At 45.6% G+C, this 26,175-nt stretch carries 26 protein-coding genes; 15 read left to right on the plus strand and 11 right to left on the minus strand.

Features of this window, described 5'->3' with window-relative positions:
- Positions 1–25 precede the first annotated feature (25 nt).
- Positions 26–889, plus strand: coding sequence for an Hsp33 family molecular chaperone HslO (gene hslO, locus EP181_RS07300; protein WP_232023377.1), 864 nt, complete (start codon positions 26–28; stop codon positions 887–889).
- Positions 890–927: 38 nt separating this feature from the next.
- On the opposite strand, the gene yaaA is transcribed toward hslO, so the two are convergent.
- The gene (gene yaaA / locus EP181_RS07305; RefSeq protein ID WP_127471056.1) at positions 928–1,695 is read right to left on the minus strand and encodes a peroxide stress protein YaaA; all 768 of its coding nucleotides are present in this window, start codon (positions 1,693–1,695) and stop codon (positions 928–930) included.
- Positions 1,696–2,069: 374 nt separating this feature from the next.
- Between yaaA and EP181_RS07310 the strand changes: the two genes are divergently transcribed.
- The 3 genes from EP181_RS07310 to EP181_RS07320 all read left to right on the plus strand — a co-directional run bounded on the left by EP181_RS07310 (position 2,070) and on the right by EP181_RS07320 (position 4,282).
- Positions 2,070–2,396 carry a carboxymuconolactone decarboxylase family protein gene (locus EP181_RS07310; RefSeq protein WP_127471057.1) on the plus strand — a complete coding sequence of 109 codons (327 nt, stop codon included), beginning with the start codon at positions 2,070–2,072 and terminating at the stop codon, positions 2,394–2,396.
- 501 nt (positions 2,397–2,897) lie between these two features.
- Entirely contained in the window at positions 2,898–3,770 is an 873-nt protein-coding gene (locus EP181_RS07315; RefSeq protein WP_127471058.1) for a bile acid:sodium symporter family protein, read from the plus strand.
- A 26-nt stretch (positions 3,771–3,796) separates the two neighbouring features.
- Entirely contained in the window at positions 3,797–4,282 is a 486-nt protein-coding gene (locus EP181_RS07320; RefSeq protein ID WP_127471059.1) for an RDD family protein, read from the plus strand.
- A gap of 99 nt (positions 4,283–4,381) precedes the next feature.
- Here EP181_RS07320 and EP181_RS07325 read toward each other — a convergent pair whose 3' ends face one another.
- The 4 genes from EP181_RS07325 to EP181_RS07340 all read right to left on the minus strand — a co-directional run bounded on the left by EP181_RS07325 (position 4,382) and on the right by EP181_RS07340 (position 7,289).
- Entirely contained in the window at positions 4,382–4,654 is a 273-nt protein-coding gene (locus tag EP181_RS07325; RefSeq protein ID WP_127471060.1) for a hypothetical protein, read from the minus strand.
- A 140-nt stretch (positions 4,655–4,794) separates the two neighbouring features.
- On the minus strand, positions 4,795–5,490 hold the full coding sequence (locus tag EP181_RS07330; protein ID WP_127471061.1) for a pseudouridine synthase: 696 nt from the start codon (positions 5,488–5,490) through the stop codon (positions 4,795–4,797).
- Positions 5,491–5,511: 21 nt separating this feature from the next.
- Positions 5,512–6,246 (minus strand): N-acetylmuramate alpha-1-phosphate uridylyltransferase MurU, encoded by a 735-nt coding sequence (gene murU, locus EP181_RS07335; protein ID WP_420824408.1) that lies wholly within the window; start codon positions 6,244–6,246, stop codon positions 5,512–5,514.
- Between the two features lie 5 nt (positions 6,247–6,251).
- Positions 6,252–7,289 (minus strand): aminoglycoside phosphotransferase family protein, encoded by a 1,038-nt coding sequence (locus EP181_RS07340; protein ID WP_127471062.1) that lies wholly within the window; start codon positions 7,287–7,289, stop codon positions 6,252–6,254.
- A 123-nt stretch (positions 7,290–7,412) separates the two neighbouring features.
- On the opposite strand from EP181_RS07340, the gene EP181_RS07345 reads away from it, so the two are divergent.
- The 6 genes from EP181_RS07345 (at position 7,413) to EP181_RS07370 (ending at position 14,935) form a co-directional block, all read left to right on the plus strand.
- Entirely contained in the window at positions 7,413–9,755 is a 2,343-nt protein-coding gene (locus EP181_RS07345) for an LPS-assembly protein LptD (protein WP_172959716.1), read from the plus strand.
- Positions 9,756–9,787: 32 nt separating this feature from the next.
- Positions 9,788–11,083, plus strand: coding sequence for a peptidylprolyl isomerase (locus EP181_RS07350; protein WP_127471064.1), 1,296 nt, complete (start codon positions 9,788–9,790; stop codon positions 11,081–11,083).
- A 297-nt stretch (positions 11,084–11,380) separates the two neighbouring features.
- Positions 11,381–12,379: a 4-hydroxythreonine-4-phosphate dehydrogenase PdxA gene (gene pdxA, locus EP181_RS07355; RefSeq protein WP_127471065.1), complete on the plus strand. Its 999-nt coding sequence runs from the start codon at positions 11,381–11,383 to the stop codon at positions 12,377–12,379.
- A gap of 116 nt (positions 12,380–12,495) precedes the next feature.
- The gene (rsmA, locus tag EP181_RS07360; RefSeq protein ID WP_127471066.1) at positions 12,496–13,368 is read left to right on the plus strand and encodes a 16S rRNA (adenine(1518)-N(6)/adenine(1519)-N(6))-dimethyltransferase RsmA; all 873 of its coding nucleotides are present in this window, start codon (positions 12,496–12,498) and stop codon (positions 13,366–13,368) included.
- 3 nt (positions 13,369–13,371) lie between these two features.
- The gene (locus EP181_RS07365) at positions 13,372–14,349 is read left to right on the plus strand and encodes a symmetrical bis(5'-nucleosyl)-tetraphosphatase (protein WP_127471067.1); all 978 of its coding nucleotides are present in this window, start codon (positions 13,372–13,374) and stop codon (positions 14,347–14,349) included.
- On the plus strand, positions 14,339–14,935 hold the full coding sequence (locus EP181_RS07370) for a hypothetical protein (protein ID WP_232023378.1): 597 nt from the start codon (positions 14,339–14,341) through the stop codon (positions 14,933–14,935). Before EP181_RS07365 ends, EP181_RS07370 begins: the two co-directional genes overlap by 11 nt.
- Positions 14,936–14,974: 39 nt before the next feature.
- On the opposite strand, the gene EP181_RS07375 is transcribed toward EP181_RS07370, so the two are convergent.
- On the minus strand, positions 14,975–15,898 hold the full coding sequence (locus tag EP181_RS07375; RefSeq protein ID WP_127471068.1) for a histone deacetylase family protein: 924 nt from the start codon (positions 15,896–15,898) through the stop codon (positions 14,975–14,977).
- 22 nt (positions 15,899–15,920) lie between these two features.
- Here EP181_RS07375 and EP181_RS07380 point away from each other — a divergent pair, with 22 nt between their 5' ends.
- Entirely contained in the window at positions 15,921–18,614 is a 2,694-nt protein-coding gene (locus EP181_RS07380; protein WP_127471069.1) for a bifunctional acetate--CoA ligase family protein/GNAT family N-acetyltransferase, read from the plus strand.
- Positions 18,615–18,860: 246 nt separating this feature from the next.
- Here the strand turns inward: EP181_RS07380 and EP181_RS07385 are convergent, their stop codons facing one another.
- The 5 genes from EP181_RS07385 to EP181_RS07405 all read right to left on the minus strand — a co-directional run bounded on the left by EP181_RS07385 (position 18,861) and on the right by EP181_RS07405 (position 23,889).
- Positions 18,861–19,730, minus strand: a complete 870-nt coding sequence (locus tag EP181_RS07385; RefSeq protein ID WP_127471070.1) for an ATP-binding cassette domain-containing protein — start codon at positions 19,728–19,730, stop codon at positions 18,861–18,863.
- Between the two features lies 1 nt (position 19,731).
- Positions 19,732–20,721: a FecCD family ABC transporter permease gene (locus EP181_RS07390; RefSeq protein ID WP_172959717.1), complete on the minus strand. Its 990-nt coding sequence runs from the start codon at positions 20,719–20,721 to the stop codon at positions 19,732–19,734.
- The gene (locus tag EP181_RS07395; protein WP_127471071.1) at positions 20,712–21,644 is read right to left on the minus strand and encodes a YihY family inner membrane protein; all 933 of its coding nucleotides are present in this window, start codon (positions 21,642–21,644) and stop codon (positions 20,712–20,714) included. Before EP181_RS07395 ends, EP181_RS07390 begins: the two co-directional genes overlap by 10 nt.
- Positions 21,644–22,195, minus strand: coding sequence for a DJ-1 family glyoxalase III (locus EP181_RS07400; protein ID WP_127471072.1), 552 nt, complete (start codon positions 22,193–22,195; stop codon positions 21,644–21,646). The genes EP181_RS07395 and EP181_RS07400 overlap by 1 nt, the downstream gene beginning before the upstream one ends.
- 353 nt (positions 22,196–22,548) lie before the next feature.
- The gene (locus EP181_RS07405) at positions 22,549–23,889 is read right to left on the minus strand and encodes a S41 family peptidase (RefSeq protein ID WP_127471856.1); all 1,341 of its coding nucleotides are present in this window, start codon (positions 23,887–23,889) and stop codon (positions 22,549–22,551) included.
- Between the two features lie 203 nt (positions 23,890–24,092).
- On the opposite strand from EP181_RS07405, the gene EP181_RS07410 reads away from it, so the two are divergent.
- From EP181_RS07410 to EP181_RS07420, 4 genes are all read left to right on the plus strand, one after another.
- Entirely contained in the window at positions 24,093–24,410 is a 318-nt protein-coding gene (locus EP181_RS07410; RefSeq protein ID WP_127471073.1) for an ArsR/SmtB family transcription factor, read from the plus strand.
- A 120-nt stretch (positions 24,411–24,530) separates the two neighbouring features.
- Positions 24,531–24,662, plus strand: coding sequence for a hypothetical protein (locus EP181_RS12700; RefSeq protein WP_269471133.1), 132 nt, complete (start codon positions 24,531–24,533; stop codon positions 24,660–24,662).
- A 32-nt stretch (positions 24,663–24,694) separates the two neighbouring features.
- Positions 24,695–25,390: an HDOD domain-containing protein gene (locus tag EP181_RS07415; protein WP_232023379.1), complete on the plus strand. Its 696-nt coding sequence runs from the start codon at positions 24,695–24,697 to the stop codon at positions 25,388–25,390.
- Positions 25,391–25,460: 70 nt separating this feature from the next.
- On the plus strand, positions 25,461–26,168 hold the full coding sequence (locus EP181_RS07420; protein WP_127471074.1) for a hypothetical protein: 708 nt from the start codon (positions 25,461–25,463) through the stop codon (positions 26,166–26,168).
- Positions 26,169–26,175: the final 7 nt, after the last annotated feature.

The raw sequence follows: 26,175 nt of genomic DNA on the forward strand, positions 1-26,175 counted from the left end.
GCACTTACCAAAGAACTCAAAGCCTATGACCGACATTGACACTAACCACATTCAAAACTTTTTATTTAAAACCTTAGCCATTCGTGGAAAAACTTTACAGCTTCACCAGGCCTGGCAAGCCATGATTCAAGACCGTCATTACCCAGCCCCCATCATCACCCTGCTGGGCGAACTTACCGCAGCGAGTGTATTAATGGCCAGCGGTTTAAAGCATCAAGGAAAGATTACTTTGCAAGTTCAAGGCTCTGGACCGGTGACACTGCTGGTGGTTGAAGTCACGCACGACTTAAATATTAGAGGCGTCGCCAAAACCAACCAAGCCATCACCGAACAAACAACCTTAGATGAATTACTCGGCGATGGCCAAATTTTAGTCACCTTAGAAAACACCCAAACTCGCTCGCATTTTCAGTCGTATGTTGAACGACAAGGCGACAGCATAGCTCAAGCGTTTGAAGGCTTTTTTAGTCAGTCCGAGCAGCTGCCGTCTAAACTATGGTTAGCGGCCAGCGAACACGCTATTGGAGGGGTGTTAATTCAAAAAATGCCTGAAACCGATCAACACGATGCCGACGGTTGGGCGCGAATTTTAAGCCTAACAACCACACTCACCCCTAATGAATTAACCGATTTAGACACGTCCACGCTGTTACATCGCTTATTTCACGAAGAAACCTTAGAGTTGTTTACCGCCAAACCAGTGCAATACAATTGCCCACAAGACAAAGCCCGCGTAGACGTCATGTTGCAAGGCATGGGAGAAGAAGACGTTCGTCAATTACTAGCCGAACAAGGCGAGATTGTGATTCACAATGAAATTTGCAACTATCACATTCGTTACAACGAAGACGATGTAAACCAGCTGTTTGCAGAAAACTCAATTCAATAATGACGCTTAATAATGGTTTGACCAGGCCTGGTTAATGTTTAAACACTTCGCGTAAACACCCAATCCACGGCACTTGAGCTTTCTGGTGAAAACCGATAGCCTTCGACGTCAAAATGCTTTAACTCTTCGGCCTGTTCAATACCATTATCAGCCGCGTAACGAGCCATTAAACCGCGTGCGCGTTTGGCGTAAAAGCTAATAATTTTATACTGTCCATTTTTAAAATCTTTAAAAATGGGCGTAATCACCTGCCCCGTTAACTGTTTGGGTTTTATAGCTTTAAAATACTCATTAGACGCTAAATTAATCACTGTTTTACTGCCCTGCTCATCCAGTTGTTCGTTTAATGCCTGGGTAAGTTGCTCGCCCCAAAAAGCATACAAATCTTTGCCCCTAGGGTTTACCAAAGCCGTTCCCATCTCTAGGCGATACGGCAACATTTCATCGCACGGCTTAAGCAAGCCATACAATCCCGACAAAATACGCAAATGATTTTGAACATAATCCACCCCCACATCGTCTAACGTGTAAGCGTCTAACCCCTGATATACATCGCCCTTAAACAACCACGCGGCTTGTTTAGCCGGCGTATTAAAAGGCCATGACCAAGCCTGGTAACGCTCATAATTTAACGCGCTTAAGTTCTCGCTAATGTGCATTAATTTGCCTATTTCAATAGGGTCAAGAGTCTGCAACTTCGAAACCAACTGAGCCGATTGCTCTAAAAACTGCGCCTGAGTTTTGCAATCGGTGGGTACTTTAGATGTCTCATCCAACGATTTAGCAGGGGAAACCAACATTAACATAACATCATCCTTAACCATTGCGTGCGTTCGACGCATAAAAAAGTGAACTGCTTTTTAGAAACTTTTTAAAAACTTTTTAAAGGTCTCTTTTATATTTCCCAAACCTATTTACCCTAAAATTAATAGGGAAAAGATCGATTTTCATGATGCAAAGTAATAATATTGTCATCAAAGAACATTATAGTAAATAATGCAACTTTTGCACGAGTCGGAGTCAACCTAAAAAATAGGCGCAGTACCCGAAAGCCCCCTTGAGGATAAAACTTTGTGAATTAACATACTCGCTAAAAGCGCAAAAAAATTACCAAGTTTTAACCATTTTAGTCGACAATTAGCACAACCAAACAGCTTCATTAATCTAAAAAGGAACGACCATGGAAAGACTACAAGAAACCGGTGCAATGATGGGCCGCTTAATGCAAGACATGCCTGCACAACTTAAAAGTTTTGCCGCCTTTGTTAAAGGTGCCGAAGCCAGTGGCGCGCTAGAAGAAAAAACCAAACACCTTATGTTGCTTTCATTGGGCGTCGCTTTTCAATGCAGTTGGTGTATTGCCGTGCATGTTAAAGGCTCGGTAGACGCAGGTTCAAGCAAAGCTGAAATTTTAGAAGCCGCTATGATGGCCGTGGTTATGGGCGGCGGTCCTAAACTGATGTACATTGAAGTGGTGTATGAAGAGTTAGATAAATACTTTAAATAAGTGTAAATAAGTTTAAATAATTAATCTTTAAATACTCAGTGATTAAAAAACCCAGATTCTTCTGGGTTTTTTAAATCCGCCAACCCATTTTTTACACTCTCAAACGCTATCTTGGCCTTAAGTTTGCGCGAGCCAAAACCTCTTAAATGTGACCTTAAATGCGACTTTAGGCATCTCTATTTTCCATCGCATTACTACCGCATTTACCACCTTATTTATCACCGCAAAATACAACCTGGGTTAATAGAATTACCCTTTAGAGACCTTTGCACGAGTGGATGCACGGCCAAAAATGGTTAAAATTTTCCTGCTTTTCGTTGGAAAACTTGTGAATAGCTAGCTATTCACTGCGTTTCCCGCCTCAATCAGGTAAATTTTTCCTCATTTTTTTCTCGTGCCCCACTCGTGCAAAGGTCTCTTTAGTTTCTATTCGTTAGCAAGTCTACTACAATTCCAATCTTTGGCGCACCACGCGCATTTATAAACGGCATAGGAATCACCATGACCCCGGATATTTTAACCAGCGTTATTTTGCCTTTGGCACTTTTTATTATTATGTTTGGCCTTGGACTGTCATTACGACCAATCAATTTTTACCAGGTTGTACAAGCCCCAAAGGCGGTATTTATTGGCCTAACTGGACAAATGCTGCTATTGCCCATGACGGCGTTTGCAATTGCAAATGCACTTAATTTGCCACCCGAAATGGCGGTAGGACTGATGATTATCGCCCTTGCCCCAGGAGGAGCGACCTCTAATCTATTTACTTATTTTGCCAAAGGGGACGTGTCGCTGTCTATTACCTTAACCGCGCTTACCAGTGTGATGGTACCGTTTAGCTTACCGCTCATAACTGCGTTAAGCATGACCTACTTTATGGACGCGCACAGTGCCTTTAGCTTGCCATTAATGCAAACGATGATTCAACTGCTGCTCATTACCCTGCTGCCAGTTAGTTTAGGCATGATTGTATTGGCGTACTTTCCTAACATAGCGCAAAAATTAGAACGGGTGCTAAAGGTGTTTTCAATCGCTTTTTTGGTGCTTATTATTGCGTTAATTGTGCTTAAAAACCGTGCCGACATGCTAAACTTTTTTGCACAAGCGGGCTTAGCTACCTTAATTTTGAATGTGGCTGTGCTTTTTTTAGGCTATCAACTAGCCCTTAAGTCACATTTATCAAAAGCACAAGCGGTGACCATTGGGTTTGAGGTAGGCATTCAAAATGGTACCTTGGCACTGGTGGTGGCCGGAACTTTAATTGGCAATGAGCTGATGATGATTCCCGCTGTAACCTACGCCATTATTATGTTTGCCAGTGGCGGGCTGTTTGCCTGGTGGCTAGGTCGATATCGTTCAAAACGCACACTATAACAGCCCTTTTAAACTCAGAGAATCTTATGCTTTTAACACCCGAACACATAGAACAACACCCCACTCAACCCCTTGAAACGCCTCATTACGCTGGGTTTTGGGTGCGCCTTAAAGCGGCCTTAATTGACAGCGTGCTTATTTTATTGGTAATTGGCCCCATATTAACCGTGTTGTACGGCGCTCAGTATTGGGATAGAGGCACTCCGCTGGTTCAAGGAGCGTGGGACATTATTTTAAATTATATTTTTCCGGCCATTGCCGTGGTGGTTTTTTGGCTTTACAAGTCGGCCACGCCCGGCAAAATTTTTATGCACTTAAGCATTGTGGATGCAAAAACCGGACAAAAACCCACTACTAAACAATTTATTGGCCGCTACGCGGCTTATTACGTGTCTATCTTGCCACTGGGTGCGGGCTTAATATGGGTGGCCTTTGACCCCAAAAAGCAAGCCTGGCACGACAAGCTGGCCGGCACGCTGGTTTTATTTACACCCATTAATCAAGAAAAATAGCCGAAAATTCAAATAAAAAAACCAAGTAAATAAAATTTACTTGGTTTTTTTTATTACCAAAATGTAAAAACTTTTAACCGCGCGATTAAATTATCGCTGTTAAGCGTTTAACGTATCGGGTGTTAACTTAACTAATTCTAAAAAATGGCGAAGCTGAGTAATATCCGCTTTATCGGCCAATTCGTGTCCGTGATGCGGCAAGCCCAAGACAATTTCTTCCCCACGTAAAACGACCTTAGCCTTATTACTGCTCGAAATATCAATTTGAGCACCAAAATGCTCTAAGGCGTGTTGCAGTTTTTTCCAGTCAATACTGGTAGAAATAGGGTGAGAAAAAACCTTTTCAATAATGGCTTGGTGTTTATGGCTCATACAATACTTTCCTTCTATATTATTAAGAAACTTTCGCACCTCGCTTGTGCAAAGGTCTCTGTGCTTTAAATACTTCATCTTTCATTTTAAATACAAAACCGCTGTTTCAAACAGACTTTAACGGGCAAATCCGCCAAAAGCTATTTTAAATCAAGAATCAATCGTTCTTGCTCATATGGCGTAGCGTATCGCCATGCGCCAGGCGCTAAATCACTTAAATGCAGATTCATAATAGACACACGTTGTAAACGCACCACGTTATACCCTAAGGCTTTACACATGCGTCTAATTTGCAAATTTAAGCCTTGCACCAAAACAATTTTAAACGCAGTCGCCCCCAATCTTTCTACCAAACACTGTAACGTAACGGTGTTTAAAATGGAGACGCCGCTCGCCATGGCGTGCAAAAACTCATCGCTAAACGGGGCGCTTAGCGTAACGTGATAGGTTTTAGAATGACCATTTTGCGCGGTTAAAATGCGATTTACGGCCATACCATCGTTGGTTAACAGCATTAAACCTTCAGAACACTTATCTAGCCGCCCCACCGCAAACAGTTGTTGAGCCAACCCCACGGCTTGTACCCAATTATTAGCCACAGCCGGATCGTGAGTGCAAACCACGCCTACAGGTTTGTGGTAAAGCACATACACATTTAAAGGCCTACACGGCAAGGGTTGATTATGCACACTCAGTACATCATCCTCACCCACCCACATACCTACTTGCGCGGGTTTGCCATTAACCAAAACTTGGCCGGCTTTGATTAAGCCATCGGCTTGGCGACGCGAGCACAGTCCGGCTTGGCTAATTTTTTGATTAATACGGGTTTTCAAGGCAACGCCAAACTACGCCTATCATTGGCCACACCATAAAGTTTCGGCGGCCTGTAATCGTGCAAGCGTGCCAATATCCGACCATAAACCATGGTACACCTGCCCGGTTACTTGGCGGCTTTGCATGGCATTGCGCAACACCGGCGCAAGTTTAATAACTCTAGATTGAGTGTCGTTGGGCACGGCATTAAACAACGCAGGGTGCAGCACGCTTAAACCAGCAAACGTATACTCACCATGGGCGAGTACATGCGAATGTGCATCTAAGCCAAAATCGCCTTGGGGATTAAACACTGGGCTGGGCACTAACATAAGATGCGCCAAACACGCGGTCGATGTATCCATGGAATTAAGCGCTTTTTGCATTGACCAGGCCTGGTCAATTAAGGGTTTAAACGGCATGTCGGTAAATACATCGCCGTTTATTACTAAAAATGGCTCGTTGCCCAACAAGGGCAACGCATTAATAATACCCCCGGCCGTTTCTAGCCCGCCTTCTGGTTCGGGCGAATACATAATATTTAAGCCCCAACGCGCTCCGTCACCCAATGCGTGTTCTATCGTTTGACCCAACCAGGCGTGGTTAATTACCACCTCGTTAACACCTGCGTGCGCTAGCTTTTCTAAGTGATATTCAATTAACGGTTTGCCACACATTGGCACCAAAGGTTTGGGCAGTGAATCGGTTAAAGGGCGCAGTCGATTACCGCGTCCAGCGGCTAAAATCATGGCTTTAATGGGGGCTGTCGGTTGCATCGCGTTCATTCACTGGGCAACTGAAAAGGGGTGTGCGTTAACACGCGTTTTTCAAGTAATGTCACCAAATCACGCATCTCGCTATACTGCGCACCCACTTTAACAATGTAGTCTAAAGTTTGTGGAATATCGTTTAAATAGCCGTCTTTGCCATCACGGTGCGACAAGCGAGCAAAAATACCCGCCGCTTTTAAATGGCGCTGTATGCCCATTAAATCCATCGACTTTTGAAACCCCGCCCATTCGTCTTTAAAAAACACATTATTAGCACACAAATTTAAAAAATAACCTCGTTGCCACTCCACCACTTGTTCGGCCGGCCAAGCAATGTAACAGTCGCGTAATAACGACACAGCGTCGTAGGTAAATGCACCATGCACAGCATCCTGAAAATCTAATATTCCCGGATTATTCTGTTCGGTTACCATTAAATTACGACTGTGAAAATCACGATGCACATACGTTTGGGGCTGAGAGCGCGCGGCGTTCTCTAAAAAGTTTTTAATCGCCAACCACTGCGTACGCTCAAGCCCGCTCATTGAATACTCTAAATGCGTGTGCAGCAACCAATCGCCAAACAAATCCATTTCACGGTGCAACAGCGCGCCATCGTATGTGGGCAAAGCACCGGCCACCTTGCCACCTCGCATTTGCAACTGCACCAAGGCTTGCAAAGCATCTTGATACAATGCATCGGCTTGCGATTCGCTGGCGTGTTTAAGCACCGACAAATAAGTGATGTCACCCAAATCGGTTAACAACAAAAACCCCTGAATTAAATCGTGCGCCAACACTTGGGGCACCTGCAACCCCATTTGGCTCAGCTGTGCCGACACGGCCATAAAAGGACGACAATCTTCAAATTGAACCGGTGCGTCCATAATAATATACGAGGTTGAGGCGTTGTCGGACGTCACCAAAATTCGAAAATACCGTCTAAAACTAGCGTCACTCGATGCGGCGACTGGGGTTGAGCACTCACAGTGCGCCAATTGCGGCAAGGTTTCTAGCCACGCCAACATCGTTTGAAATCTTTCATTCATGGATTCAATACTCGGTTAAAATAAGCAATTCACGAATAATTAATGATTCTTTGCTTGATGTCAAATACCGCTTTAAAAAAAAACAACCTAACGACATCGCTTTGGCCTTTTAACGTGGGCAATATGCGCTTATTTACGCGTTTTTTATTGCGCTTATTTATGACCTTAGCGGCCTTGTTTTTAAGCCCTTCTCTGCTCATGTTAGCGCACGCTCAGCCCAGCGCCCTAAAAGTGCCGGCGTTGTCTACGTTAGAAGCCTGTTTGCCCGATTACATTTTGCCCCTGCAAACTCTGCCGCCACAAACCCCGCATATTGCTAAAGACAAAACGTTGCAAACGCTAGAAGCCGATCGTTTAGAAAAAACCGGTGCAGGACAATACCACGCGTTTGGTGATGTTATTTTAAAACAACCAGGCCTGGTCGCTTTAGGTGACGAGTTGCATTACAACCAAACCCAGCAAACCGCCGACTTACTGGGGCACGTACAACTGCATCAAACGCAAATTTTAATTCAAGGCCAAGACGCGCACCTTAACGAAGTCCAGCAAACCGGCTTAATAAACCAAGCGCGTTATCAAGTTTTACCCTCTCGGGTACACGGATTGGCGCAGACTATTTCTATAGACCAACTCAAAGATTACGCACGCCTAGATTCGGCCAGCGTGACCGCGTGTAAAATAAAGCCCAATCAAAAAGTCGATTGGAACCTTACGTTTGACACCCTAGAAATTGACAACCAAAAACGCCGCATGATTGGCAAACACACCACTGTATATTTTAAAGACCTGCCGGTTTTTTACACACCCTACTTTGATTTTCCGCTGGACGACCGCGCCTCAGGATTGCTGTTCCCCGAGTTTGGCAGTTACAAATCGTTTACTGAAGAAGAAACCCAGCACTTTATAAAGTTGCCCTACTACTTTAACATCGCCCCTAATTTAGACGACACCTTAACCCTTATTCCCATGAGTGATCGTGGCTTGGCGCTCGACAACGAATTTAGATATTTGGCCAAAAATCAAGGTGTTGTGCACGGTGCCGAACTGGACATCACCCTGCTTCAAGACCAAGAAACAGCGCAAAATGGTTTGGCATCGGCCAACCGAACCACGGGTGACATTACCTTTGGCAAAAAAATAGAGGATCGTTGGAGAGCTTCTCTTAAAGCCCAACAGGCCTGGGGCAGCGGCGTAAGCAGCGACATACTGTGGCACGAAGTGTCGGATGAAAACTTTTTTGCCGACATACCCGTCGAATCGACTTACAAAAACCTAACCCAAACCGAACGCCATGCCACCGTAAACTATGCCCAAGGCAACTTTAACGCCTACGCGCAAATATTAAGTTATTTGCGCTTGCGCGACGCCCCCCTTAACTACGAAAAACGCCCCGAAATAGCCGCCAGTTATTTTAAGCAAATTGACAATCTAAACCTTAGCGTTCTAACTCAAGCCACCGAATTTGTAAAACCTTTAGCCAGTACCGCCAAACCTGAAGCACTGCGTGCGCACCTAGAACCGGCGCTTGAATACCGTTTAAGCCAACCTTTTGGAGAGCTTAAAACTACGGTAGTAGCCAACCAAACCCAATACCAAATGAAAGACAACGGCTTTAACCCCAACAACCAACAAACCTTAAACCGCTTTGTACCGCAAAGTGCGGTAAAAGGTGGCTTAATTTTTGAGCGTGAACTCAATATCAGCGATCACACGTTTATACAAACGCTTGAACCCGAAGTGCAATATTTATATGTGCCTTACGTTAATCAAAGCCAACTCACTTTGTTTGACACAGCACGGCGCAGTTTAGACTTTTCAAACCTGTTTGCACTCAATCGTTTTACCGGTGTTGATCGCATTGGCGACACCAACCAACTGTCCATGGCCTTAACGACCCAATTTTTGCAAGAAACGGGCAAACCGCTGGCCGAAGCCGGAATAGGTCAAATTGTTTATTTTGACGATCGCAAAGTCACCCTTACCAACACCGCACCGCAAACCGAAGCGGTATCGGATATTTTTGTAAAATTAGGCCTTACACTCGACCAATTTAATTTTGCCTCCACCACGCAATTCGATCAAGCCACCCATGAGCTTACCAATGCCACCAATCGCCTTAAATGGCAACCCAGTGAACGTAATCTATTTTTAGTAAGCCACACACTCACTAACAGTGAACTGCCGACAGAACAATCGGTTTTGGCATTAGGCGCGTATTCGCAACTTACCCAACAATGGGAAACCGGTTTATACGCCGATTACGACATTGATACACAGCGGATTAATGAAACCAACTTAGGTTTAAGGTACGATAGCTGCTGTTGGGCCACCGAGTTGGTCGCACAACGTGCCGAACTTGAAAACGGTTTATACAACTACACCGTAATGGTGTTGTTTGAACTCAAAGGCCTAAGCACCTCGGGCACGCCTTTTAGAGACGATTTAACCAAACGACTTAATTTTTAACCGATTTATTTGCAACTTTTAATGGCGAACACATGAACACAACCCTAAAACGTCTAGCACGCTCTTTGTTTATTCCCACTTTAGCCTTAGCCTTAAGTGCCCCGGTTCACGCCGACGTGTTATTGGATAAAATTGTCGCGGTGGTCAATGACCGAGTCATACTCAGCAGCGAACTCAACGAGCGCATGGCCGAAAAAGCCCAGGAGCTGCAAGGGCAAAACATCACCGTAGACGACCGCATGGCGTTGCAAGAAAAAGTATTAGAGTCACTTATTTTTGAAACCCTGCAACTCGAACGAGCCAAACAAGTGGGTTTAAACACAACGGACGAAGAAGTCAACACGCAAATGCAACAAATTGCCGAACAAAATAAATTAACGCTCATGGAGCTTAGAAACCGCCTAAACGCGCAAATGCCCGATGGGTTTGCCCAAGTACGTCAAAAAGTTCAACATAAAATACTGATTCAAAAACTGCGTGAAGCCGAAGTCATTAGCCAAACGCAAGTGACCGAAAGCGAAATTCAAAATTATCTGCAACGTCAAAGCCTAGCGCTAAGCGACTTAGAACTGCAGTTAAGTCACATTTTAATTGCCCTGCCCGAATCAGCTACACCGCAACAACGCAGTGAAGCCTTAACCACCATCGAAGCATTACGCAACCGTATTGTGGCCGGTGAAGACTTTAGTCAAATTGCAGTGCGCCATTCTAATGGCAGCAAAGCCTTAGAGGGGGGGAATTTAGGATGGTTAAAACAAGAACAAATCCCCACCTTTTTTGCCGACGCCATTCAAAACTTAAACGTAGGGCAAATCAGCCAAGTTATTCAAAGCCCCAGTGGGTTTCACTTAATTAAACTGGCGGATAAACGCGATTTAAACGCCCAATTGGTTAAAGAGTACCGCCTGCACCGCTTTATTATTTTAAGCGACAACGCGTCCATGGACAAAGTGCCCGCTCAATTACTCGAACTGTCCAAATCGCTTAACAGCGTTAAAGCCTTTAATGAGCTTAATACCTTATTTGCCGACATTCCTAAAGAGGTTAACGCCGGCAGCGATTTGGGTTGGCGAACGCTTGAGCAAATCCCCAGCGGCATTCGCGACATGGTGAGCAGTCTAGCGCCCAATACAGCTTTGCCACCCCTAGCCACCGAAGAAGGTTGGATGATTTTATTTTTAGAAGACGCGCGTGAAATCAATCAGCAAGACGTTGATAAAACTCAACAGGCCATTCAAGCCATTCGTATTCGTAAAGCCAACGAAACCTTTGACTTATGGTTGCGCCGCTTAAAAGACGAAGCGTACATTAAAACGTTTTTAAACTGATTTACAGCCTTAAAACATCCAAAAAGCATTTAACCAGGCCTGGTCAAATGCTTTTTTGCTTTTATTTTTTGCTTTCATTGAAACGCTAATCACTCTAATTTAACGCTTTGAGACCTTTGCACGAGTCAGGTGCGAAAGAAAAATGAGGAAAAATTTGCCTGATTGAGGCGAAAAACGCAGTGAATAGCTGGCTATTCGCAAGGTTTTCAACAAAGATCAGGTAAATTTTAACCTTTTTTATTCGTGCATTTACTCGTGCAAAGGTCTCTTTATAGAATAAAAATAATAGGACCCAACATGATCCAAAAACTGGTGATTACCTCGGGCGAACCTGCGGGCATTGGACCCGACTTGGTGTTAACGCTGGCGCAACACGATTGGCCCATTCAACTGGTGGTACTGGCCGATCCGGAGTGTTTACGCGCTCGCGCCCAACAGCTTAATTTGCCCATTGAATTAATCCCTTACAACGCCCAGCAAGCGGCTGCTCCAAGTCGAGCGGGTCAGTTGTGCATAGAACCCATCACCACCGCGCAACCGGTGGTGGCCGGTAAGCTCAATGAAGCCAATGCAGACTACGTTATTAACATGCTTAAACGCGCCATTGTTGGCTGCATGAGCAAAGAGTTTGCAGGCATGGTTACCGGTCCGGTTCACAAAGGCATTATTAACCAAGCCGGATTACCCTTTAGTGGCCACACCGAGCTGTTGGCGCAAGAAAGCGGCACTCCGTTGGTGGTGATGATGTTGGCCACACCGGGTTTACGCGTGGCACTGGCCACCACACACCTGCCCTTAGCAGGCGTGTCCAAAGCCATTACTCAGCCATTGCTAACCGATATTTTAACCATTACCGAACACGCTTTACGCACCCAGTTTGGCATTAAAAAACCACACATTTTAGTGGCCGGTCTAAACCCGCACGCTGGCGAAGGCGGTCATATGGGGCGAGAAGAAATTGACGTAATAGAACCGGTGCTTGAACGCTTACGCGAGCACATGCACTTAACCGGACCGCTGCCGGCCGACACGTTATTTACCCCAAAATATCTTAAAACCGCCGACGCTGTACTGGCGATGTATCACGACCAAGGTTTACCGGTTCTTAAACACATTGGCTTTGGTAATGCCGTTAACATTACTTTAGGATTGCCCTTTATTCGCACCTCGGTCGACCACGGCACCGCCCTTGATTTAGCCGGCACAGGACACGCCGACGCCGGCAGTTTTAACTACGCCATTAAAGTGGCGTTAGAGATGATTAACGCAGCGCACTCAAGTAAAGACTTAACTTAAACTCATCTGACCAGGCCTGGTTAAACCCATTAAACCGTTTAACCAGGCCTGGTCATAATTTTTAATAATCTTTACACAATTAACCACTCACCACGATTAACAACAATGAGATCCAGATGGCCGTTAAGCAATCACGTTCTAAACAATCGAATTCAAACTCAAAAAGCGCGGCAAAAGCGCGCTCGGCCGCAAGCTCTGGGCATCAGCACAAAAAAGAGTTTGGACAAAACTTTTTAAACAATGGTCGCATTATTGATCAAATAGTCGCCGCTATTCGCCCTAAAGCCACCGACCATATAGTTGAAATTGGGCCGGGTGAAGCCGCGCTTACCGCCCCTTTATTAGACGTGGTACACAAACTCGACATCATCGAAATTGACAACGATTTAATTGGCCCGCTCACCCAGCGTTTTAGCCAAAAACCGGCGTTTTGTTTACACCATGCCGACGCCTTGCGCTTTGATTACGCCAGCCTACTTGCCCCAGACGAACCTTATATAAGAGTAGTAGGCAACCTGCCCTACAACATTTCAAGCCCACTCATGTTTCACCTCTTACACTTTGCGCCACGCATTTTAGACATGCACTTTATGTTGCAAAAAGAAGTGGTAGAGCGTATTTGCGCCACACCCGGCGGCAAAACCTACGGTCGTTTAAGCGTGATGTTGCAATACGCCTGCCAAACCGAATACCTGTTTAGCGTGGGCCCCGAAAACTTTACGCCGCCCCCTAAAGTAGAATCGGCCATTGTGCGCTTAATACCGCATGTGCAAAAACCCGTGGTGGCTCACCACGAACAACGCTTTGCCGAACTGGTTAAGCAAGCCTTTAGCCAAAAGCGTAAAACTCTGCGCAACACCTTAAAAGGCTGGCTTGACGCCGAGCAAATTCAAGCGTGTGGCATTGATCCTACTGCTCGCGCCGAAACGTTGTCGGTGAGCCAGTTTGTCACCTTGGCAAATTTGTACCACCAATTGCAAACGGCCTAACCTATGACTACCTACGTTATTGGCGATTTACAAGGCTGTTTTGATGAGCTTCAAGCGTTGCTTAAGCACATTCAGTATCAACCCGAAGCGGACGTGTTGTGGTTTGTGGGCGACATTGTCAATCGAGGCCCACAATCGTTGGCGTGTTTACGCTTTGTAAAAACCTTACAACAGCAAGGCAAAGCCGCCATGGTGCTAGGCAATCACGACTTTCACCTGCTGGCCACCTACGCCGGTTTAACCAAGTTTGCCAACGCCTCAGACACCCTAGACGACATTTTAAACGCCCCTGATGTTCAAGAACTGATGGATTGGTTAAGACAACAACCCCTTCTCATTCGCCACCCCGTATTTAACGCGGTCATGGTGCACGCTGGCATTGCACCGCAATGGAGCGTAGAGCAAGCACAACAACACGCCAAAAGCGTAGAGGCGTGTTTGCGCGCACCCAATTGGCAAGAATTTTTAACCAACGAACTGTTTTCGGGTAACACTAAATTACCCAATCAATGGCACGACGCGCTCAGCCACACCGATAAAATGCGTTATATTGTCAATGTGTTTGCCCGCATGCGTTACTGTGATGCACAAGGTAAACTCGACTATGAGTTAAAAGCCGCCCCAAAAGCACGCATCAATTTACCGGACGCAACCCAACCCAGTTCAGAAGATAACGCAATGGTGCCGTGGTTTGTATTGCCCGGGCGTAAAAATAAAACCGTTGAGATATTTTTTGGTCACTGGTCCACGCTGGGCGCACTGGACGCCTATCACGTACACTCAACCGACACCGGCTGTTTGTGGGGCGGCCAGCTCACCGCCTACGCCATTGACACTAAGACACGCCACACCCTAAACTGTCAGCAGCGGCTTAAACCTAAACTGCCTAAAGCCAGTAAGGTGCCCAAACTGAAAGCTAAAAATACTTTAAAATCAAATGCAAAACTCAACGCAAAAAAAGACAGCCGCTATGGAAAATGACGCTTATTCAAACCCCAACGTAAACCTTAACAGTGTAAACCTAAGCGAAGACGACACATTTGAACTGATTCCCAGTGCCGAAGAGATGTTACAGCGTTTGCATGCGGTGGATGCGACGACACTCGACATCAGCCGTGTGGCGCAACAGCTAAAAGGCGATAAAATTTGGATTTCTATTTTTACCATTCCTATTAGTGCCATTGTGCTTGTGTTACTCACTTTATTGGGCACCTTTATGTTTGATCAGTTTGTCGCCAGCTTTTTAATTTCGGCGGCCTTGCTGTTTTGGATTGCTAAAATGCTCGATCAATACGACAAGCAGTTTAGCGTCAAAGCCCGCCAAGTTGTGATTGAGCGCATTGCTCAAATTGAGGGTGAGTTTGGCTTGATTCCGCATTTTAAACACTTTTTACCCGCAAAATACCGCCACTTATGGCAATCGGTGCGCAAAGGAAACTACGTATACATCGACCAATACATTCAAGCACTGGTGCTGTTGCAGCACAAATTAGACCCCAAAAAATTTACCAAAATTTGGTATTTAACTTACCCCGACATTGCACCAGAAGAGTTAGATAACTCATAAAAACCAATCAAATACAATCGACCAGGCCTGGTCAATTGTCTAATCCAGCTCAAACAACGCTTTAACATGCTCACGCGCGCTCATGCTCAACGCGCCCAAATCGTAGCCGCCCTCTAACACCGACAAAACCTTAGCATCACCGCATTGAACAGCCACTTTTATCAATTGCTGGGTCAGCCAAAAATAATCATTCTCATGCAAACGTCCATACGCCATAGGATCTAAAGCGTGACCATCAAACCCCGCCGAAATTAAAATAAGCTGTGGATTAAATTGCGCCAACTGAGGCAATGCCTGCTCTGACCAGGCCTGGCGAAAAGCCGTACCGTCAAACCCTTTGGGCAAGGGCATTTTAACCATGTTGTCTAAATCCGATTGTGGCGTACTAAAAGGGTAAATATCGGCTTCAAAACTTGAAGCAAACCACACCTGTGGTTGACGGCGCACAAAGTCTTCTGTGCCGTCACCATGGTGCACATCAAAATCCACAATGGCCACGCGCTCAATCCCATACTGTTTAACGGCGTACATCGCCCCAATAGCGACATTGTTAAACAGACAAAACCCACTCGACTTGGCGTAATGGGCGTGATGGCCTGGCGGGCGCACATTGCAAAAAACCCGTCGATACTTGCCGTCTATTAGTGCATCAATGCCGTCCAACACCGCGCCTACTGCGTGTCGCGCAGCCAATAAACTCCCCGGACTTAATTGAATATCGTCCCCTAAACTGACCACGCCTTCTTTTGGCACATGGCGCTTAATGCGCTCAAGTACTTTTGGGTCGTGCGCCAAGCACAATTCAGCGTCACTGGCGGCACGCGATTGGGCATGGCTAAACCAGTCAAACAGCTGATTACTAATGAGCTGGTCTTGAATTCGGCTTATACGTTGCGCTATTTCAGGATGTTCGTCGCCATTGTCGTGCAAATGACACAATGAATGAGTAATATATAGGTTCATTTTTTTCTCCAGGATGTCATCAATGGGACCACATTATTTATCTAAGCTGTTTAAACCCAATAGCGTTGCTATTTTTGGTGCCAGCGACCGTCCAGAATCGGTTGGCGCAAATGCCTTGCAAAATATGCTTAAAGCAGGCTTTAAAGGGGCTATTTACCCTATTAATCCTAAACACGCTACGGTACAAAATCAAGTTTGCTACGCCTCTATTGCCGACGTACCCCAAGTACCTGAGTTAGTCGTCATTGCCACGCCAGCGCACAGCATTGCCTCAATTATTCAAGCCTGCGGCGAACAAGGCGTTGCCAATGCGGTTATTTTATCAGCCGGCTTTGAAGACGAAGCAGGAAAAAAACTCCAAAAACAAATTACCGCTACCGCGCACGCATACAAAATGCGCTTATTGGGTCCAAATTGTTTGGGTATTTTACGCCCAGAAATTGGCCTAAACGCCACCTTTAGTAAAAACCAAGCCAAACCTGGACATTTAGCGCTCATTTCTCAGTCGGGCGCGTTATGCACAGCGGTTTTAGACTGGGCAGAAGCCAATGAAGTGGGCTTTTCACAAGTGGTGTCTACTGGCGATGCCGCCGACATCGACTTTGGCGAAATTTTAGACTTTTTAGCCGTTGACCCACAAACCCACAGTATTTTGCTTTACATAGAAGGCATTGCCGACGCACGCCGTTTTATGAGTGGCTTAAAAGCCGCTGCCCGCATGAAGCCGGTTATTTTACTCAAGTCGGGACGCATGCCAGAAGGCACGCGCGCGGCCGTATCGCATACCGGTGCATTAGTGGGTGCAGACGACGTATTTACCGCCGCCATTGAACGCGCAGGCGCTATTCGAGCTCAGTCCATTTCGCAACTGTTTGCCGCCGCTAAAACCCTTTCGCACAACATGAACTTTAAGCACAGCCGCTTGGCCATTTTAACCAATGGTGGCGGGCCTGGCGTTATGGCCACCGACCGTGCAGCCGAACTGGGCATTGCCTTGCCTCAACCCAGCGAACAAAGCCTTGAGGCCTTAAACGCCTTTTTACCCCAGCATTGGTCACACGCCAACCCCATTGATATTTTAGGCGACGCTACCGGCGCCCGCTACACCCAATCATTGGCGGTGTGCCAAGCCGACGAACGCTACGATGCTATTTTAGTGCTGCTTACCCCACAAGCCATGACCGAGCCAACCGAAATTGCCCAAGCCATTTGTGAGTTTATTGACAATACACCACACTGCAAACCCATTTTTACAGCCTGGCTAGGCGAACGTTTGGTCAGTGAAGCGCGCAGTTATTTTAGTCAACACAGCGTGCCCACTTTCCGCACCCCCGAAGCGTCGGTAGAAGCCTTAGCCTTTTTAGCCAACTACCACCAAAACCAAGCGTTGCTTATGCAAGCGCCCGCCACAGGTGCGCACAATGGCAACTTGGTTGACGCCAGTGGCGCGCGTTTAATTATTAACGCCGCCCTGTCCGAACACCGTGACATTTTAACCAGCACCGAAACTCGTGCCATTATGCATGCCTTTGGCGTGCCCATAACGCCTGCAATTGAAGCCGCCAATGCCAACCAAGCGATGATTGCTGCTGAATCACTCGGATTTCCAGTAGGCATTAAAATTAACTCTCCCGATCTGACCCATAAATCGGATGTTGGGGGCGTAAAACTCAATTTGCACAGCGCCCTAGAAGTTAAACACGCGTTTACCAGCATGGTCGAACGCATTCGCCTAGCGCAACCAAATGCAAATGTGCTTGGGGTAACGGTCGAACCTATGAGCGTGCGCCCACACGCCCGTGAACTGCTGGTAGGCGTAATGCGTGACCCAGTGTTTGGACCTGCCATTACTTTTGGCAGCGGCGGTACCGCGGTTGAGGTGTTAAAGGACAGCGCGATTGGTCTACCGCCGCTTAATACCTTTATGGCTAAGAAGATGATTAACAGCACCAAAATTGCCAAAATGCTTGGCGAGTTTAGAGGCCTGCCTGCGGTTAATTGCGATGCGGTGGTTGATGTGCTATTACGCATATCGGACATGGTGGCGCAACTGCCCGAAATTATTGAACTGGACATTAACCCGTTGTTTGCCGATGAACACGGCGCAATTGCGGTCGATGCACGCATTCGTATTCAACACCCCACCAATCACAAACGCGCTTACGCACACATGGCAATTCACCCGTATCCAGCCGAACTGATTGTCCACACCCAAACCAAAACTGGGCTGGAAGTGACGTTGCGCCCTATTCAACCCGAAGATGCGTCGATGGAGCTGGAATTTGTTAAAAACTTGTCCGAACGCAGTCGTTATTTACGTTTTATGAATCAACTGCAAACTCTAAGCCCCGAAATGTTGTCGCGCTTTACCCAAATTGATTACGATCGCGAAATGGCGTTTATAATGACAACCACTAACTCAGCTGGACAAGAAGTTGAAATTGGCGTAACACGCTACACCACTAATCCGGACGGACTGTCGTGTGAAATGGCCATTGTAGTGCGCGATGATTATCATCACCAAGGCGTTGCGGGATTACTGCTAGAAAACTTAATTGACCATGCAAAACTAAAAGGCTTGCATAAAATGGAAGGTGAAGTGCTTAGTGAAAACTACGGTATGCTGCAACTGGCACAACAATTTGGCTTTAAACTGCACACCCTAGAAGACGATCCAGAAGTGACTGCGATTGAGCTGGATTTAACCAAACCGTAATTGACTCTTTTTGATTAACCAGGTCTGCTAGCCAGGCCTGGTTAACAGGCCTGTTCACTTTTTTTGTTGTTTATTTAGAGGCCTTTGCACGTGTGAGGTGCGAGGAAAAAATGAGATAAAATTTGCCTGATTGCGGCGAAAAACGCAGTGAATAGCGGGCTATTCGCAAGATTTTCAACAAAAATCAGGTAAATTTTAGCCATTTTTTACCGTGCCTTGACTCGTGCAAAGGTCTCTTAGAGACTTTTATAAACCAGGCAATACCCAAGGCTTTTGGGTTATAGGGTCTTTTTCTATCCGAAGAACAGCGTCTAATGCCTCGTTTAACAACGGTAACTTAAACGTTTCGGCCAGCGTTCCTGCCTGTAAAACTTCGCCTTTTTTTAACAGCACACACGTGTGCGCCAACTGTGCGGCGTAATTTAAATCGTGCAAACTCATTACAATCCCCAAGCCTTTTTTGACCCAACCTTGCATTTGCGTGCCCAAACACAACTGATGCTTTAGGTCTAATCCGGCCGTCCACTCGTCTAAAAACAGCCACTTGCCAGCAAAAGCATTAGGCTGCTGATCATTTTCTGGCCAAATTTGTGCCAACACGCGCGCCAATTGCGTGCGCTTTTGCTCACCGCCCGACAGCGTTAACACATCACGCTGGCGCAAATACTGCAAATCGCAGGCGGTTAATGCCGCTTCTACGCGGGCAACCAAACGTGCTTTTGTGTCAACGTGCAAAGCAAAATTAGCGCCTACGTCAGCGCCCACTTCCGCACCCAAGCTAACCACTTGCTCAACGGTTAATGAAAATGCCACATCGACCGTTTGCTCTAGCACGCCGCGATCTAACGCTAACGAGCTTAAACTATGATGGGTCAAGTCGCGACCTGCCCACATAATGCGCCCATCACTTGGAAGTATTTCTTTCGCCAATAAGCGTAAAAGAGTGGTTTTTCCCGCGCCGTTCTGTCCCAAAATAACGCTAATCTGACCGGGCAAAAATCGCACATTAACGCCCCTCAGCAAGGCATGAGAGGCCACACAAAAACCCACTGCATTTAACTCAATGGCCTGGGCATCCGTGGACAATGAGTCGGCTGTATCTAAAAACACGGCCATGCTAAAACCCTCGCCGTTTGGCTAAAAGCATCATTAAAAAAAACGGCCCGCCTAACAGCGCCATCAACAAGCCAATGGGCAGCTCGCCCGGACTGATTAAGATACGCGCAAACAAGTCGGCGTACACCAGTAAGCTGGCTCCGGCTAGGGCACTTAAGGGCAATAAGGTGCGATGATCGGCTCCGCAACACAGTCGGATAATGTGCGGCACAATCAAGCCAACAAAGCCAATCACCCCCACCACTGAGACCGAACTGCTGACCAATAACGCGCTAAGCAACATAACTTGCCATTTAAAACGACGTGGATTAAAACCCATGTGCAACGCGGTGCGTTCGCCCAACAAAAATGCATTCATGGGGCGCTTTAACCACCATAATCCTATGAGTGATACACCCATAGCCGCACCTACAAAATAGGTGGTATTCCAAGATAAGTTTGCAAACGAGCCCATCATCCAAAACGTGAGTGAGCGTAGCTGAATGTCGTCTGCTATAAACACCAGTACACCAATAAGTGCGCCGGTTAAGGCGTTTAACGCCACACCGGCAAGTAACATCAGCGCCACGTCGGTGTAGCCTTGTCGAGTTGCAATTAGATAAATAAAGCCAATAGACGCTATCCCAAATGCAAATGCCATTAAGGACATGTGCCAGGCCTCTACACTGCCCCACCACATTGCGCCCAACACAATGATCAGCACCGCACCTAGGGCGGCACTGCTGGACACACCAATGAGGCCAGGTTCGGCCAATGGATTTCTAAACAGCGATTGCAAGGCCACACCCGCCACAGCCAAACCAGCCCCCACCATGGCCGCCATGACCACCCTAGGCAACCTAATGTGCCACAACACAAGACTTTGTTGCGCCGACAAACCTTGAGCCCATACCGTGTTTAAGTCTAATGCCATGGTGCCAAACAGCATGCTAAATGCAATGCCCGCCATTAACACAACCACCAACGACCATTTAACAATTATTACGCGCATGAGGGGTCATTAGGGTTAGAAGAGTTAGCAGAGTTAGCAGAGTTAGAAGGATTAGAAAGGTCTGCGAGTTTAAGGGTATCAGGCGGTGTATGCGTTAAGGTATACACCACCGCAGCGTTCCACATGACAATAAACCACACCAAATACAGCCACATTAAAAACAGCGGCACACTGGCAAACGCGCCATATATTAAATCGTAGGTAGGAAACCAACCTATGTATAACGCAAAACCAGTTTTTAATAGTTCAAGTTGCACCGTGGCCAACAGAGCGCCTATAAAAGCGGCTTTGGCGCTTACAAAGACCACTGGCACAAACTTATACAACACCATAAAACCCAACAAACTAAATATAAACGGCAACAGTTGCATGCCAAAGGTAAACTTTTCAAGCATGGGCATAGTGTCTACAAGCCAAGGCAACGCTAAAATAGTTGAGCTGGTAAGCAAGCTCAACCCCAACAGCAAGGGGCCTAAAATGCTCACTCCTAAATAATTCAACAACCCAACCCACCATTTGCGTTTAACGGGACTGTCCCATAAGCCATTCAGTTTTTGGTCTATTTTCCACAACAACATTAAGGTGGTCAGTAGCATTATCACCAGGCCTGGTCCTTTCAATAAAACCGCTTGTTGAGAAAACTGCATTAAATAAACTTCAATCATAGGCTGCGAATCGGGCATTAAATTGTGTACCACTTGCTCCATTACCAGCGCTTCAAAATTGGCAAAATAAGGAGAAACCGAAAACAAGCTTAACATCACCGCCAACATAGGCACTACGCCCAACAAAGTGGTGTACGCCAAAATAGCCACGGCATCAAAGCCTTTGCTTTGTCTAAAGCGCACCCATACTCGTTTCCACAAAGTAAAATGACCTAAGCGTTTAAACTCAATGGGTGGCGACTTAACCGACTCAAACATTAACGCTGCAATCCTTGCTCGACACCGGTGCGAACCGCCTTATTGGTAAGCCGCTCCAACAACAGCAATGCAAAATCTATTGCCGTACCTGGCCCACGAGAGGTAATCACATTACCGTCCTCAACCACCGCCGCATTAACAAAGCGCATGCCTGCCCCTGGTTGCTGCTCAATCACACCTGGGTAACTGGTGGCTTGCTTGCCATCGAGTAAACCGGCATGCACCAACACTTTTGGCGCGGCGCAAATGGCCGCTACATAATGCCCCTGCGCCACGGTGCGTTGCAATAAGGTAATCACACGCGAGTCCTGTTGCAAATAATCGGCACCAGGCAAACCGCCGGGTAACACCACCATGTCAAACACTTGGTGCTCAACTGCCGCCAACGTGGTGTCCGCCAGTAATCGCACGCCTCGGCTGGCGGTGATCACTAAGTTATCATCCAAACTGGCACTCAACACCTCTACTCCACCGCGCACTAAAATGTCCATAATGGTCACGGCTTCTAGTTCTTCGCACCCTTGTGCTAAAGGAATTAATACTCGTGTCATGTAAACCCCTTAAATAGAGACCTTTGCACGAGTCAAGGCACGGTTAAAAATGGCTAAAATTTACCTGATTTTTGTTGAAAACCTTGCGAATAGCCAGCTATTCACTGCGTTTTTCGCCGCAATCAGGCAAATTTTATCTCATTTTTTCCTCGCACCTCACTCGTGCAAAGGTCTCAAATAAATTAAATAAACGTTCTTAAAAAATGCAAACAGCTTACACATAGGTTAAAGGCATTTAGGTTGGACGTTACACCAAATAAAAAAGCCTCTGCAATGCGAGAGGCTTTTATACAACCGTATCAAACCTAAACGTGTACCAAAAAATTACAGCACACGCTTGGAAAAAATAACGCCTAACTTTTCATTTGCTGGGCAAACGTCATTGTTTTTAACAAGCGAATGGCTTCGTTTAGCTCAAAATCTTTATCCAAGACCTCTTGCAACTCTGCTTTCGCCGCGTCTTTGTCTACGGATTTAGCGTCCGATTTCTCTTTGCTTTCAGTGCCATTGCCATTTTCTAAATGACCTGATAAATCTTTTTCTTTGACGTTACTCAATCCGTTATCGTCGATTTTTTCAACTTTAACCAACTCGATATTCACATCTGGCTTAATGCCTTCAGCCTGAATAGAACGACCCGACGGAGTAAAGTAACGCGCTGTAGTAACCTTAATAGCCGCACCATTGTTTAACTGCAACAAGGTCTGAACCGAACCTTTACCAAAACTGTTGCGTCCAGCAATTAAAGCGCGTTTTTGATCTTGCAACGCCCCAGCTACAATTTCAGACGCCGAAGCGGAGCCTTCATTAATGAGTACTACAATAGGACGACCTTGCATAATATCGCCTTGCTCGGCTTCAAAACGCATTTGTGAATTTTTAATGCGCCCTTCGGTGTAAACAATTAACCCTTTGTTTAAAAAGGCATCCGACACCTGAATAGCGGCATTTAACACGCCACCTGGATTATTGCGCAAATCCAACACCAAACCGCTTAACGGCTTGCCATTATCGGCCTCAAGCTTTTCAATGGCCGCGACTAAGTCAGGACCAGTACGAACTTGAAACTGACTGATGCGTGCGTAACCAAAGTTATCGGTCAGCATGCGCTGTTTTAAACTTTTAACCTTAATGATTGCGCGCGTTAACTCCAATACCAGTGGCTTGTCTTCGCCTTTACGCACAATAGTCAACGACAAAGTAGAGCCTGGCTTGCCGCGCATAATATTAACGGCTTCGTTTAAGGTCTTACCTTTAACGGGCTCAGATCCCAACTTAATAATTAAATCGCCTGCTTTTACTCCGGCTTTTTCGGCTGGCGTGTCGTCGATAGGTGAAATAACTTTAACAAAGCCATCTTCCATACCCACTTCCATGCCTAAACCACCAAATTCGCCTTTGGTGCTCTCTTCCATGTCTTTGTAGTCGCTAGGTGGCAAATACGCCGAATGAGGGTCAAGGCTTGATAACATGCCGCTAATCGCACCTTCTAGCAATTTTTTATCGTCAACCACTTCAACGTAATCGTTTGAAACTCGTTCAAATACTTCCACAAAAGCCCTAAGCTCTTCCAATGGCAAGCTCACTTGCTGAACATCATCAGCCACTTCTACAGCCTGAGGAGTTTTATCAGCCCAAACAGTTGTGCCCACCGCAATGGCCGCACCTAGAAATACACCCGTGCTTACATACATTACTTTTTTTATTCCCGAAGGTTTTGTAGCCACCGTTTGCTCTCCAATTAATACTAAATTTCCCGTACCTTTTAAGTGGTATTAGGGTTTGTAAGGCAGTACCCAAAAATTATTAGTCCATTATAAAGTAACTTTAAGTGACATAACGGCTCGTTTTCATTAGAATTTAACAATTATCATAATATAGTTATACAGTGAAATAGATGATTGATTCAGAATCCAAGCAGTTCCAAATGAAAGAAGACAATATTAATAAAGCCTCTAAAGCCTTAAAAGCCATGGGTCATCCATTGCGATTAAAAATTTTATGCGTTATTGGTGAACAAGAACTCCCCGTAATGGACATCGTGTCGCAAGTGGGCACTACACAAAGTAACATATCACAACACATTGATATTTTAAGAGAAAAAGGCATCATAACCTCACGGCGTGAGGGCAGTAAAATTCTGTGCAAAGTGCGCGACAAAACCATATTAAACTTAATGGGCGCTATGCAACAAACGTTTTGCCAAGTAGATTAGTGGCAAAACATAAGAGGGAGCCGCACTGTTTTAATGCATTGAAAAAAACACGTATTACCTAGCTATAACCGTTAAAATCCTGCTAATATATTCTCTTTTTCTAATTAAGTAGGGTTTTTAATGCAAGATAAACTCGCCATTGCTGCGCAAATTATTGCCAAACTGACCATTCCCACCATTCCAGAAGAAATTATTAAGCTTAAAGAAGAACTCCATAAAAATACCCAAATACCTCGGTTATCGCTGGCTTAATAAGTCACAATCCTGAATTATTAGGCAGTTTTATGCGCTTAGTAAATACCAGCGTAACCAATGAAAAATCCGAAATAAAAGACGCTAAAGCGGCGGTAAATGTCTTGGGACTGGACGAAATTTACAATTTATTTTTAGCCAGCAGCCTTACCAAAGTTATTGCTCAAAACCCACTTGAAAAAGAAATTTTACTGCACGGCGCGCAAGCTGGTTTAGCGGCCGCAGAACTATCATACTGGGTGTTTGATGTGTCGCGCTCTGAAGCGTATATGGCGGGGTTAATGCAAAATATAGGTGCCGTTTATATGTCGCGTGTGGCGCCACAACTTTACAGCGAAATTGTTCGTGCTCAACTATCCAACCCTATTAGTGCTTACAACAACGAGTTAGATGTTTATAATACAGCTCATACATACTTGGGTATTTTTATCTCAAAAAAATGGCATATTAGCGCAAGTGTCTACAAAGCTATACTGTTACATCACGATATAGACTTTGAACTTAAAACCGCTAACGATCAAAAAGTACGTCACATTACAGCTTTAATTATGGCGGCCAATTATGTCGTCAGCTCGTCAAACGGTGAGCAATACATGACACAAGAATTAAGAGATTATAGAAATATTGCATTACATGTCTTAAAGATGCCCGACAACGCCATGAAAGCCGCCACCGCGGCCGTTATGAAATGGGGAAAATCGATTGGGTTATCTACCGGAACACATTAAAACCAGTCTCAAAATAAACATTAAACGGTTTAAATGAGGGTTAATCAGGGTTAATTAGCAGAGAAAAATTATGAAGCAAGTTGACCATATGGCGGCGCTTAAACTGCTGTTAGACATAGATACTACGGTATTTAAAGAAGAACTGTATTATCCATGGTTTATTCAAAAACCAGCTATTATTGGGCTTAGCGTTGCTTGGTTGCTGTTTGCTAGCGGATCCATAATGCTTCTTGCAACACTCACTAAAACTTCGTTACTTGTTTTAATCCTTATTTTTAGCGTCTTAACATTCGCATTGGTGGCGGGCTACGCTGGTCTTGTTAAAACCCAAATAGGCCACGCAAAATCAAAAGTACTTAATCTAATGATGCGCTTAGAAAAACAATATTTTATGAAAGGCATTCAACCCTTTGTGCCAGCCGATCAGCAAACCGCGGTTAAACGCATCGCCAAAGACAAAACCTTTACCCCTAAAGAATATACGTCCATCACATTATCCACGCAAAGTCGTGTGTTGTTTAATACCGAATCGTTCATAAAAGAAATTGAACGCATGCTGGCCGACCCAGACATTAAAATCACGCCTAATACATCCACCGACTTCGACGAAAACACCTTTAGAGTTCCACAAAGTGCTCGAAAAAACTACGATAAAATTAAAAACTCTTCTACGTTTAATGATGTATTTACCATTCCTCCTGAAGCCAAAAAAGCCATTCTGGTTAAGGTACATGATTTGGTTAATCAAGCCGCTTTAGGTAAATTGCCCATGCTATGACTGGGTG

The sequence above is a fragment of the Thiomicrorhabdus aquaedulcis genome (assembly GCF_004001325.1).
Lineage (GTDB): Bacteria > Pseudomonadota > Gammaproteobacteria > Thiomicrospirales > Thiomicrospiraceae > Thiomicrorhabdus > Thiomicrorhabdus aquaedulcis.